The organism is Limnohabitans sp. 15K (assembly GCF_002778285.1).
Classification (GTDB): domain Bacteria; phylum Pseudomonadota; class Gammaproteobacteria; order Burkholderiales; family Burkholderiaceae_C; genus Limnohabitans_A.
Map to the genome: position 1 here is coordinate 126715 of NZ_NESM01000001.1, position 12166 is coordinate 138880.

Genomic DNA, 12166 nt, shown 5'->3' on the forward strand with positions numbered 1-12166 from the left:
ATATATGTTTGATGTATTTTTTGGAATTATTCTTGCGTTTGGTTTCATTTATTTAGTTGGAAATTTTAAAAACTTCTCACCAGCAACAAGAGCACTAATTGGAGCAATAGCTGGTGCTTCATTTATGATATATATGCTTAAGAGTTTTACATGATATTTCTTTAAGCCAACTCAATCGCTTTGCGTTTCATTGCGTCATTGACGTCAATGTATGCCTGTGTAGTTGAGATATTCGCGTGCCTTGCGATGCTTTGTAACACTCTAACGCTATCACCTATTTACAACACCAAACTGTCTTGCCTTTGAGTCATAACAAAAAACTTATAACGCAGCCTTATCTTCGTATTGCCATGAAATATTTTCGAATCACATCAATATGTTTTTTTATTACATATCTTTTATGCGCTTCACATATTGCCAATGCATTTTGGGGCAGTGATTATGACGAACCTCCTCCGATAATTCGCACTGAACCACCAAACGCTCAAGAAATTAAAAATTTGAAATTTGGCAATAAAGCACTCAATGAACAAGTAATAAGGTTTGGGTTAGCGATTCATACACCTTTAATTCCAGATTGGAGTGAAAAAAAATCTGGAAAGCTTCTTGCAAGCTGGAATCCTAATAATCAAAATGGGAAAAACCCAACACTTGTTATACAGCATGGCGGTGTTGGTGGACCAGGCGCAACAGACTACGGGCATGCGCGATGGTTCCTTGCTCAAGGTTTTAATGTTCTAGTTCTTGATAGCTTTTGGAGTCGAGGTTTTATAGCAAACTGGCGAAGAATTGAAGCAAGTGTCAGCGAACATGGTAATGCGTTTTCGACACTGGGAGCCAATACTCGTGCTAGGGACGCATTTGCGGCAGCTCGATGGCTACGGGAGCAACCGCAAGTTGATACAAATCGTATATTTCTAATAGGCGGGAGTCAAGGCGGCTGGAGCGTTTTACGAGCATTTACAGACGAAAAATCAATTACAGAAAATTATAAAGAATTATTTCGTGCTGGAATTTCAATATATCCTGCTTGTTGGAGCTGGCAACGCACTCCAGGCAATCACGGCAAAAACGCCACTCAGAATTTAAATCCAAAATTAGGTCCATTTTATGCTCCAGTTTTTTTGATTTCAGCAGAACTAGAGCCGCCAGGTACTGCCACTGACATTAATTCTTGCAACCCAAATATCGTTAATTGGGCACACAAGCATTTAAGACTAGCAGAAACCACTCATGCATTTGACTCAGAAACACCTCCAGAAAAACCAGTTAACAGTTGCTGGTACAGCAACAATCCACATTGGTGTACAGCATCTGGTGGGCGCGATGCATTAACAAGAAATTGCATTGGTGCACCTAAAGCTGACTTCTGCTCAGATATTGAAGTAACAAAAAAAGTAAGAAGCGAAATGCTTAATTTCTTAAATTCATTTAAATAATATTTAAACTAACTCAATTGCCTTGCGTTTCATAGCGTCATTGACGTCAATGTAGGCTTGGGTTGTACTGATATTCGCGTGCCTCGCGATGCTTTGCAACACCCTAACGCTTACGCCTTTATCTGCCAAATTGGTTATTAGCGTACGTCTTGGGCTGTGACTGGAAGCACCCTCAATACCTACGCTCTTAAACAAGTGATGGAAGAATTGGCAAAGCGTGTTGCTGTTCCAGCCATCTTGTGGACGCTTCTGTGAATAGAACAGTTTGTCTGTGAGTGCTTTTGGCGGTATTGATTTGACGTAAGCTTGTAGCTCTTTGCGTAGCTTGTCGCTGACAAATACAGTGCCTGCTTTGCTGCCCTTTGTCTGTTCTGGCGTTAAGCGTATTTCAGCCCTAATCTTGCCCTCCCCGTCAATCACGTCCTCATAACGCAAAGCCGCGCACTCCTTAACACGAAGTCCTGCGTAGTACATCGTCAACAACATCGCACGATTACGCAGGCTGTGCTTGCGTGTAGCTACGTAATCCAGCACACGACGAATTTCTTGGGCAGTTAGTGTTTTTGCTTGCTTGGACATCAATGCTCTCCTAAATGTAAGCTTTTCAATGTCTAAAGCATAAATTCTTTGTTTCTTAATTCCTACCTGTTTTTGGCTTTGTTGGTTCAAGTTGTTTTCCTTAATGATTTCAACGACTTAGCGTTTGAATGCGAAAAACCAAAGCTAATAGTAAAAAGCTTTGGTTCTTTATTTATGGAAAATATTGTGGGATTTAAGCGACTAAGCTTGCTTACGCTATACAAGCTCTACACGCTGTTTTTCACTGTGCCAGCTACCCAATGCTTCGCTCAGTGCTTTCAAGCGTTTGTAGCTTGTTTTTGCGTATCAGTTCTGCCCTACTGCTTTTGATTTGCTTTGTAGCCAAACAAATATGATGCGTACTGCTCATTATTTGAGTGTTTACTATAGTACTTTAGTTAAGTTTCATTGTTTGTTTGTGTGTTTGATTGCTTGTTTGATGTTTGTTTTAGACATAGCTACGCCATTAAGCACATTGCTGTGCTTTCAACCATCAACCGCAAGCGTCACTTTGGACAGGAATGCTTAACTACGGTAGGTAAAGATTTTTCATATCTTTACCGTCAAGTTTTTTTGTAATGTATGTGAGCCAACCCTCGTCAATCAAGTCGAGTTTGTATCTGTATTTTTCAGCCAAACTATTTGCTTCAGCGTCATAGTTTGGATTTGCAATTTCAAAGTCACCGCTCAATTCAAGTGCTTTTTTTACTGCTCTAACGAAATCTTTAAGCGGAACTTTTTCTGGCCTACGAATGGCAAAGTGAGCGTGTAAATCAATCAATTCTTGTTCACCCTCTGTCACCATCACAATGTCCAAACGCTTGTTAAAACGCTTGTAAGCTTGCTTGAATGTGAGCCTGTTTAGAAGCTCTACAAACCTATTGCTGGCGCTGACAAGCTCACTGCTGTTTAAGTGACGTAGTACCTGCGGGTTTTTCATCTCATAGCGAACTGATTTCTGCTTGTGATGCACCTTTTTGGGCATCAGCGTCAAACCCATATCAAAACGCTGTTCGCAGCCCTTGCCAAGCCAATCTGCAAGCACCTGCCTGCGTGACAGCCTGTCATAGCCCTTTTGCTGGCATCTCTCCTGTAGTTCCTGTAATTTGCTCATACGTTTATTTATACAAACCAAAGAAAAGGAGATAGTTTTTTCAGGTTGTCCTATAGACATTTTGGTTATATAGTTTAGTTTTAACAACCAAAAAGGTGATATATGACAGCCATTGCAAAGCTTAAGCTGGTATCCAGCAAGAAAGAGCGTAACGTTAGTCCAGTCGTAGCTCGCAGAAACAAACTTGCAGGAAAAATTGATGAGCAATTGCTGTTTGCTACTGCACAGCGAGATGGACAGATTTATGCTCCAAAACGGCTAAAGAACGTCATTGACAAAGCAACTGGTGAACGAAAAACAGTTGAAGCGACAAAGCGTATTAAAGAATGGTACTGGACGAACAGTACAGGCAAAATCCATCTGTCTGTTCGCTACGGAAGCAAAACACTTGAGTTGGCTAAAGGCAAGAACGCTATTGAATTGAACTCTGGTGATGAATTGCTTGCGACACTGGCAACGCTGAAAGAAGCTGTTATTGCAGGCGAATTAGATGATGCCATCGCTCAAGCAAGCGACAAACTGAAAGCAGGATTCACCAAATAAAGAGATTTTAAAATTACAAATAGCTCCATTTGAGATTACTGATAAGTAATTTTGAATGGAGCTTTCTTATGACTATAAATGAACTTAAAGGTATCAAACCAATTGGACCTATGTCGCCTGAAAAGGCACGAATTGAAGCACTCAAAAGAACGAAAGATACGGCAGCTAAAAACTTAAAGGCAGAGAGAGAACGTCAAAAACTCGCAAAAGCGAGAGACACCGTTTCTGCTCTCGCTTTTAAGTCAATCAAGCTTTGATGTAGGCACCATACAAGCTGTCGTTTTGTTTTCCGTTTGCGACACGGTTTGTCTGCCTATTTTAACGCCGCTGTAGGGCTGCTTTGACGTGTTTATTGGTGCCATTAAGCGATTACTTAAGTGGAATTTTAAGGAAACCACCCCAGTCTGATATGAGCGCGCCTTCAGACTCAATCATCCATCGCATAGATGTAAATTTATAACTTTTTCGAGTTGGGTCCACCCAATCTTTATTCTCGTAAATTACTTCAGAATTTTTACCACATATCTTTTGGATGAAAACACCTCTGTACCAAATTGCTCTATTGCCTTTTTCTCCGCCAGTCCGCATTACATACAAACAGTTGTCATTTTTCGACAGTATAAAATCCAAAACATTGCCAGCGCCAGATACGGGCGGGATAGTTAACCCGCCAAAATTTGCGAACTCATTTTTACCATTATTAAAATATATTGTTGTGGGCGTTTCCCACTCATGTGCGCCAGATATAACGTCGAACTTTCCATCACTGTTCACATCTATTAGTTCAATTGAAAATGCACGTTTAATTTGACTTAATGTCCTGTCATATTTGAACTTTCCATCTCCCAAGTTAATATAGAGTTTGGGGCTATTCATTGTACCTACTAGCAAATCAGGAAATCCATCTCCGTTAAAATCCTCACTTGCACCCCCATGATAAAAATCTACATCGTCGTGCAAAACTTGAAAATCATATTCATTGGAAGATTTACTCAATAAAATCTTCATCTTTTCACCTGGAAATGGCATTGCATCATATCCCTGACACATAAATGCAAAATCAATTACATTGTCATTATTAAAATCAGCGGAAACTATTTTTCGAGCATGGATACATGTCTCTGCTTTGTAATTTATTTTCACATCTGCTTTTACCCACTCTGAATTATTCATTACATAAAAATTTACTATTCCAGATTTTGCTTGTTGCAATGTGTGATTATGCGTTTGATACCCATGCTCATTTGCAAGTAAGCCATTATTGCCATCTGCATATTTAAAAAAGGCTCTTGCCTCCGCCAATAATGGAGTACGCCCCCATGAATCAAGAGGAAATGTTTCAGAATAAAAAGGTGGATGTTTGGCGTTCTGATAGGAGCTTATTTTGTCGAATGAATTAGCATTCGTACAATTCAAATAAACCACCAAAAACAAGAAAATCAACTTTGTAAAATTAGTCATTGTTTGCCTCTTTCATTGATTGACGTTTACTTGGGAATCAACATCCCGTCTTTGTACTCATAATCTGCCAAAGCATTGCTAATCATCTTCGCTTCTGTTGTATGGTAATAAGTCTTCTCAATTTGCGAGATGCTTGTACCGCACATCTCTGCTACTGCCGCAGGTGGCAAGTTACTGTTGACACGTTTGGTAATGAAGTAATGCCTAAAGCTGTATGGCACTAAGTCTCTATTTTCTGTGTGTTTAATTTCTGCCAGCTCAATAATTTTGTCAAAGTGGTAGCCAATTGAGCGTGGCGTAATACAGCTTTCACCATTAAGCCTAAAAATTAAAGAGTTTGCAAATTTAGCTTTTTTGTCCTCGCCTTCGTATTCATCTGCAAAGCGTTTGTATTGAAGCTTAAATAGTCTGTCAAAGTAATCCAAATCTTTAATTACAAATCTTCGTGTCTTTAAGACTTTGCTTGTTTCCGCACGTACAGTTATTCTTACTAAATTGAAGTCAACTCCGTCTTTTCCACCAACGTTGTGCTCGAATTCTGTAATGTCTTTCCAGCGTAGTTGTAATTGCTCGCCTCTGCGTAATCCACTAAGTAAGCTAATCATCAAATAGTAGCCAGTAATTGCCTTTATTAGATTTCCGCTTTCATCGATTTGCTTCTCTGCTTCATCAATGTACTTGTCAAGCTCGTTACTAATGTCGCGCACTTCATCGTCTGTAAACGTTGCACGTCGATTTTCATCAAGTCCTTTGTCGATACGCTTTAATTTCTTAAAGTCGAAGCCATCAATGTTTGTTTCTTTGTGCTTATGAAGCCAAGCAATCATTGCATTTATGGTGCTTTGTTCATTCTCAACAGTAGTCTGACTAATCTTTATGTTTTTCTTTGTCTTTGTTCTTTTGTAGCCGTAATCTTCGCAATCCGTTCGCTCTAATTCCTTAAGCTTTACGTCTTTGCCAATAAAGTTAAGCCAATGATTTAGATGTGTGCTGATTGTTTTGTATCTGCCAACGACAATGTGTGTGCCAATTTCTTTCTTTTTGTATTCCAAAAACATCTCAACACCCATCTTAGTGGTGATTGAAAAATAGCTTTTGCCTTGCTTCTCCATCACCTTAAGCTCGTAGTAATGGCTCTCAGCTTTGTCGATAGCTGTGCTTTTGCTTCGTGTTTTTAGACTGAAACGGGCGTATTTGTGTTCGTTGGGCAGCCACATACGCATCTGCCAAAACTCGCCTCGTTTGTACAGAACGGCGTTGTCAAACAGCGGAATTTCGTCGTCGCTAAATTGCTTTTTTTTGAGCGTCATAAAGCTTTGGGTAACTACAGTTTTGAGTAGCCGCAACGCTGTGCGACTCTTTGTGTAACTGTAAACCCAAAAGCGTTTAAAAGCAACGACTTAGCGTGTCGCGTGAAACTTTTGTGTAAGCTGAAAACCTATATAAATCAACAACTTAGCTCAAAAAAGTCACTCCCACTCGATCGTTGCCGGTGGTTTTGAGCTCACGTCGTATGTGACTCGGTTGATGCCGCGCACCTCGTTGATGATACGCCCCGACACTTTCTTGAGCAGCGCATAAGGCAACTCAGCCCAGTCGGCGGTCATGAAGTCGCTGGTTTGCACAGCGCGCAGGGCCACGACGTAGTCGTAGGTGCGCCCGTCGCCCATCACGCCCACGCTTTTCACGGGCAAGAACACCGTGAAAGCCTGGCTGGTCAGGTCGTACCAGGTCTTGCCCGATTCGTCCGTGAAGTTGCGCAGCTCTTCGATGAAGATCGCGTCGGCACGGCGCAGCAAGTCGGCGTATTCTTTTTTCACTTCGCCCAAAATGCGCACGCCCAAACCGGGGCCTGGGAAGGGATGGCGGTAAACCATCTCGCGGGGCAAACCCAGCGCCACGCCGAGTTCGCGCACTTCGTCTTTGAAGAGTTCGCGCAGCGGCTCCAGCAGTTTCAAGCCCAATTGCTCGGGCAAACCGCCCACGTTGTGGTGGCTCTTGATGGTGACGGCTTTCTTGCTCTTGGCGCCGCCCGACTCGATCACGTCGGGGTAAATCGTGCCTTGGGCCAGGAATGTCGCGCCTTTGTGGCCGCCGTCGCCTGCTTTCAATTTCGCAGCCTGCTCTTTGAACACGTCCACAAACAAGCCGCCAATGATCTTGCGCTTGGCTTCAGGCTCGCTCACGCCCGCCAGTTTGCCGAGGAACAAGTCGCTGGCATCGACGCGGATGACTTTCGCGTGCAGCTTGCCCACGAACATCTCCATGACCATGTCACCTTCATTGAGCCGCAGCAGACCGTGGTCCACAAACACGCAGGTCAGCTTGTCGCCGATAGCGCGGTGGATCAAAGCAGCAGCCACCGACGAATCGACGCCGCCCGACAAGCCGAGGATGACTTCTTCGTCACCCACTTGCTCTCGGATTTTGGCCACGGCTTCTTCGATGTAGTCGCCCATGATCCAGTCTTGGCGGGCCTGGCATATGTCGAGCACAAAACGGTTGAGCAGCGCCTGGCCTTGCACGGTGTGTGTGACTTCGGGGTGGAACTGCACCGCATAAAAACGGCGGGCCTCGTCGGCCATGCCTGCAATCGGGCAAGCCGGGGTCGAGGCCATGACCTTGAAACCGTCTGGCATCTGGGTGACCTTGTCGCCGTGGCTCATCCAGACCTTGAGCATGCCGTGGCCTTCGGCCGTGGCGAAGTCTTCAATGCCTTTGAGCAGTTCAGTGTGGCCGTGGGCGCGGACTTCGGCGTAGCCAAACTCGCGCGTGGTGCCTGCCTCGACCTTGCCGCCGAGTTGCTGGGCCATGGTTTGCATGCCGTAGCAAATGCCCAGCACGGGAATGTCCAGTTCAAACACAGCATCGGGGGCTCGGTCGTCAACTTCGTAGACGCTGGCATGGCTGCCCGACAGGATCACGCCTTTGAGGTTGCCGTCCTTGGCGTATTCACGCACCCAATCGCTGCTCACATCGCAGGGATGAACTTCGCAGAACACATGGGCCTCACGCACACGACGGGCGATGAGCTGGGTGACTTGCGAGCCGAAGTCGAGAATCAGGATCTTGGAGTGCTGCATGGCAGGCGCCGTTCTAAAGAAATGAAAAGGCGTCTGGGTTGCAGACGCCTTGAAGGTCAGTTGAAGATTTTATTCGGCCCGGTAATTCGGCGCTTCTTTGGTGATCTGCACGTCGTGGACGTGGCTTTCACGAATACCGGCAGCGGTGATTTCCACAAACTGCGAGTCGTTGTGCATGGCCTCAATGGTGGCGCAGCCACAGTAACCCATGCTAGCGCGCAAGCCGCCTGCCATTTGGTAAATGATGGAGACGACCGAACCTTTGTAGGGCACGCGGCCTTCAATGCCTTCGGGCACCAGTTTGTCGGCGTTCGGGTTACCCGTGCTGGACTCTTGAAAGTATCGGTCGGCACTGCCTTGCTGCATGGCGCCAATCGAGCCCATGCCGCGGTAGCTCTTGTAGCTACGGCCTTGGAACAACACGATTTCGCCGGGCGCTTCTTCGGTGCCCGCAAACATGCCGCCCATCATCACAGTGCCCGCGCCTGCGGCGATGGCCTTGGCGATGTCGCCGCTGTAGCGGATGCCGCCGTCAGCGATCAAGGGCACACCTGTACCCAAGAGGGCCGTGGCCACGCTGTCCACCGCCATGATTTGCGGCACACCCACGCCTGCCACGATGCGGGTGGTGCAAATGGATCCAGGGCCGATGCCCACCTTGACGCCGTCGGCACCAGCTTCAACCAAGGCCAAAGCCGCAGCGCCCGTGGCGATGTTGCCGCCAATGACTTCAATGTGCGGGTAGTTTTGTTTGACCCAGCGCACGCGGTCGATCACGCCTTTGCTGTGGCCGTGCGCGGTGTCCACCACGATGGCGTCCACACCGGCACGCGACAAGGCCTCCACACGTTCTTCGGTGCCCTCGCCCACGCCCACAGCCGCGCCCACGCGCAGTTTGCCCGCGGCGTCGCGTGCGGCATTAGGGAAGTTCAGCTGTTTGGTGATGTCCTTGACGGTGATCAAGCCCTTGAGTTCAAAGGCGTCGTTGATGACCAGCAGGCGTTCGAGTTTGTGTTTGTTGAGCAGGTGCTTGGCTTGCTCGGGGGTGGTGCCTTCGGGCACGGTGATCAGGCGCTCACGCGGCGTCATGATCTCGCTGACTTTTTGGTCGTAGCGGGTTTCAAAGCGCAAATCGCGACCCGTGACGATGCCCACCACTTGGCGACCATCGCAGACCGGAAAGCCCGACACACCCAATTCCTCTGACAAGGCCATGACTTGGCGCACGGTGGTGTCGGGGGTGATGACCACCGGGTCGCGCAGAACGCCGGACTCGTAGCGCTTGACCTTGGCCACTTGAGCGGCTTGCTCTTGCGGGGTCAGGTTTTTGTGCACGATGCCGATGCCGCCTTCTTGTGCGATGGCGATGGCCAAACGGGCTTCGGTCACGGTGTCCATGGCGGCAGACACCAGGGGCAGGTTCAGGCGGATGTTGCGGGTGAATTGCGTCGCGAGGGACGTGTCCTTGGGCAGGACTTGGGAATAAGCAGGGACGAGGAGAACGTCGTCAAAAGTAAGGGCTTTACCGAGTAGGCGCATAAGCTAAGGCTCCAAAAAATGGATTGTACCCGTGCATGCCAAGGGATTTCCCTGATTTTTTAGCAAAAACAGGGCCCACCAAGGCCCTCCCCTCGCGAGCTCAGGCGTTTTGGTAATGCAGCACCTTGAGCGACTTTTCTGGGTCGATGTCGGCAAAAGCCGCGGGATTGGTCAAGCGTTCCACAAAGCGCAAGCCGGGTGCCGCTTCGGCCACCTGGGCGTGCAAAAAAGCCGTGTCCAATTCGGGCGCGTTCAAGCACAGCAACACATGACCTTGCGGCTCCAGCAAATCGGGCAAGCGCCTGATCAGCTTGATGTAGTCCTTGGTGGCGATGAAACTGCCCTTTTGGTAGCTGGGCGGATCGATCACGATCACGCCATAAGGCCCCATCTTGCTGATCTTGCCCCAGGTCTTGAAGATGTCATGGCCCAGAAAGCGGGCTTTGGCGGGCAGGTCGTTGAGGCGGTGGTTTTGCTGCCCTACGGCCAGAGCGGCCTGGCTCATGTCCAAGTTCACCACTTGCGCCGCGCCGCCTTGCAAGGCGACCACCGAAAACGCGCAGGTGTAGGCAAACAGGTTGAGGATGTTTTCGTGTTGGGCGTGGTTCTTCAGCCATTCGCGGCCGTTGGCCATGTCCAGAAACAAGCCATGGTTCTGACCACGCAGAACATGCACCAGGTACTTGGCGCCCTGCTCTGTCACCACATGGGGTTCAGGCACAGCGCCAGACATCAGGCGCGTTTCGGCTTCACCAGCAGCGCGGCATTGGAACACCCAATTCAAGGGCTCACCGGGTGCCAGCGTTTGCCAACGGGTTTGCAGCGCACTTTGGCAAAGGGCCAGTTCTTCTTCGGTCACCGGCTTGAAGCTGGTCAGCACCCAGACGGGGGCAAACCAGTCCAATGACCATTGCTCAGATACGGGGTAAAGCCCCCCACGTCCGTGAAAGACCCTCTGCGCATCCGTGGTGATGTGCATCTGAGCGATGGCATTCAAAAGGTCTTGCATGACGGCTTTCAATAACCCGCAGCCGAGCCGCTTTTGCGGTTGGCAAACAAACCTGTGCGCCCCTTGCCTTGGCGCTTGAAGCGCTGGCGGCGGGCCACTTTGGGATCGACTTTGAGAGGACGATAAAGCTCGATGCGGTCGCCCGCCTGCACCTCTTGCGTCCAAGGCACCTGACGGCCCCAAATGCCGGGCTGATGAAATTTCAGCGATGACAAAATTGACGCATCGGCGGCCACTTGGCTTTGCCCCCAATGCACCATGCACTGCTCCAGCGCCGCCTCGACCGTGCTGCGCTCGGGCACCGCAAGGCTGATCTCTTGAACGTGGCGCGGCCCAAGGCTCCAGCAGAGTGTGACCTGAACCGTCAGCTCAGCCATAAACAACTTCGGCGCGCTTCACAAAGGCATCAACCATACTGGCTGCAATTTTGTCGAACACAGGGCCAACAATGGCGGCCAATGTTTTGCTGGAAAAACCATATTGCAGTTCCAGCTCAACTTTGCAGGCGCGCTGAGTCCCATCCCCGACAGGTGAGAAGCGCCAGACGCCGCTGAGGTTGGAAAACGGACCTTTGACCAGGCTCATGGCGATCGATCGGCCCTCTTCGTGGTCGTTGCGGGTGATGAAGGTTTGTTGAATGCCGCCCAAGCTGATGCCGACTTCGGCCACCATGCCTTGGGCATCGGTTTCCAACACGCTGGCGCGGTCACACCAGGGTAAGAACTCGGGGTATCGGGCGACGTCGGTCACGAGGCGAAACATTTCCTCGGGGGTGTACCAGATCAGAACGGACTTGTGGATATTCTTCATACAATGGTGCGATTGTAGTTTTTCATTTCTTCTCTGGGCTTGCAGCCACTTTGCTCGCCCTTGTGAACGGCCAGCCCGTCCTCATTTGCTCACCATGGCCACTCCCAAGAAATCCACAGCACCCGTTTTTGCCAAGATCGCCGAGAACAAAAAAGCGTCCTTCGACTATTTTTTTGAAGAGCGCTACGAGGCAGGTATGGTGCTGGAAGGTTGGGAGGTCAAGGCGATTCGCGAAGGCAAGGTGCAACTGACCGACGGTTACGTGGTGATCCGCAACGGCGAGCTCTACATCATTGGCTGCCTGATCAACCCCCTCAAAACCGCGTCCACCCACATCAACCCCGAAGCCGCACGCACGCGCAAGTTGCTGCTGAACAAGGAAGAGATCAAGCGGCTGATCAGCAAGATCGAGCAAAAGGGTTACACCCTGGTACCCATCAACCTGCACTGGAAAGCGGGCAAAGTGAAGTGCGACATTGCACTGGCCAAAGGCAAGGCCGAGCACGACAAACGCGACACCATCAAGGACCGCGAAGGCAAACGCGAGGTGGAACGCGCCATGAAGAGCCGGCACCGCTGAATTGAATGT

13 protein-coding genes are annotated in these 12166 nt (G+C 48.7%); 4 read left to right on the forward strand and 9 right to left on the reverse strand.

Going from position 1 to position 12166, the window contains the following annotated elements; translation table 11 throughout:
* Window positions 1–302: 302 nt before the first annotated feature.
* A complete protein-coding gene (locus B9Z40_RS17035) occupies window positions 303–1439 on the forward strand; it encodes a S9 family peptidase (protein ID WP_233204742.1) in 1137 nt (378 codons plus the stop codon).
* A gap of 3 nt (window positions 1440–1442) precedes the next feature.
* Here B9Z40_RS17035 and B9Z40_RS00600 read toward each other — a convergent pair whose 3' ends face one another.
* Both B9Z40_RS00600 and B9Z40_RS00605 read right to left on the reverse strand, forming a co-directional pair.
* Window positions 1443–2018 (reverse strand): site-specific integrase, encoded by a 576-nt coding sequence (locus B9Z40_RS00600; protein WP_100171407.1) that lies wholly within the window; start codon window positions 2016–2018, stop codon window positions 1443–1445.
* Window positions 2019–2547: 529 nt separating this feature from the next.
* On the reverse strand, window positions 2548–3132 hold the full coding sequence (locus B9Z40_RS00605; protein ID WP_100171408.1) for a hypothetical protein: 585 nt from the start codon (window positions 3130–3132) through the stop codon (window positions 2548–2550).
* A gap of 102 nt (window positions 3133–3234) precedes the next feature.
* Here B9Z40_RS00605 and B9Z40_RS00610 point away from each other — a divergent pair, with 102 nt between their 5' ends.
* Both B9Z40_RS00610 and B9Z40_RS00615 read left to right on the forward strand, forming a co-directional pair.
* A complete protein-coding gene (locus B9Z40_RS00610; RefSeq protein WP_100171409.1) occupies window positions 3235–3675 on the forward strand; it encodes a DUF6641 family protein in 441 nt (146 codons plus the stop codon).
* Window positions 3676–3743: 68 nt separating this feature from the next.
* Complete coding sequence (locus B9Z40_RS00615) at window positions 3744–3932, forward strand: hypothetical protein (protein WP_100171410.1); 189 nt, start codon at window positions 3744–3746, stop codon at window positions 3930–3932.
* A gap of 112 nt (window positions 3933–4044) precedes the next feature.
* On the opposite strand, the gene B9Z40_RS00620 is transcribed toward B9Z40_RS00615, so the two are convergent.
* From B9Z40_RS00620 to B9Z40_RS00650, 7 genes are all read right to left on the reverse strand, one after another.
* Complete coding sequence (locus B9Z40_RS00620; RefSeq protein ID WP_100171411.1) at window positions 4045–5136, reverse strand: VCBS repeat-containing protein; 1092 nt, start codon at window positions 5134–5136, stop codon at window positions 4045–4047.
* A gap of 26 nt (window positions 5137–5162) precedes the next feature.
* Window positions 5163–6446, reverse strand: a complete 1284-nt coding sequence (locus B9Z40_RS00625; protein ID WP_100172831.1) for a tyrosine-type recombinase/integrase — start codon at window positions 6444–6446, stop codon at window positions 5163–5165.
* Window positions 6447–6605: 159 nt separating this feature from the next.
* Window positions 6606–8219 (reverse strand): glutamine-hydrolyzing GMP synthase, encoded by a 1614-nt coding sequence (gene guaA / locus B9Z40_RS00630; RefSeq protein ID WP_100171412.1) that lies wholly within the window; start codon window positions 8217–8219, stop codon window positions 6606–6608.
* A gap of 69 nt (window positions 8220–8288) precedes the next feature.
* On the reverse strand, window positions 8289–9758 hold the full coding sequence (gene guaB / locus B9Z40_RS00635) for an IMP dehydrogenase (protein ID WP_100171413.1): 1470 nt from the start codon (window positions 9756–9758) through the stop codon (window positions 8289–8291).
* Window positions 9759–9858: 100 nt separating this feature from the next.
* Entirely contained in the window at window positions 9859–10767 is a 909-nt protein-coding gene (locus tag B9Z40_RS00640) for a class I SAM-dependent methyltransferase (protein WP_100172832.1), read from the reverse strand.
* Between the two features lie 8 nt (window positions 10768–10775).
* Window positions 10776–11144 (reverse strand): RnfH family protein, encoded by a 369-nt coding sequence (locus tag B9Z40_RS00645; RefSeq protein WP_100171414.1) that lies wholly within the window; start codon window positions 11142–11144, stop codon window positions 10776–10778.
* Complete coding sequence (locus B9Z40_RS00650; RefSeq protein ID WP_100171415.1) at window positions 11137–11577, reverse strand: type II toxin-antitoxin system RatA family toxin; 441 nt, start codon at window positions 11575–11577, stop codon at window positions 11137–11139. The genes B9Z40_RS00645 and B9Z40_RS00650 overlap by 8 nt, the downstream gene beginning before the upstream one ends.
* 94 nt (window positions 11578–11671) lie before the next feature.
* Between B9Z40_RS00650 and smpB the strand changes: the two genes are divergently transcribed.
* Window positions 11672–12157: an SsrA-binding protein SmpB gene (gene smpB / locus B9Z40_RS00655; RefSeq protein WP_100172833.1), complete on the forward strand. Its 486-nt coding sequence runs from the start codon at window positions 11672–11674 to the stop codon at window positions 12155–12157.
* Window positions 12158–12166: the final 9 nt, after the last annotated feature.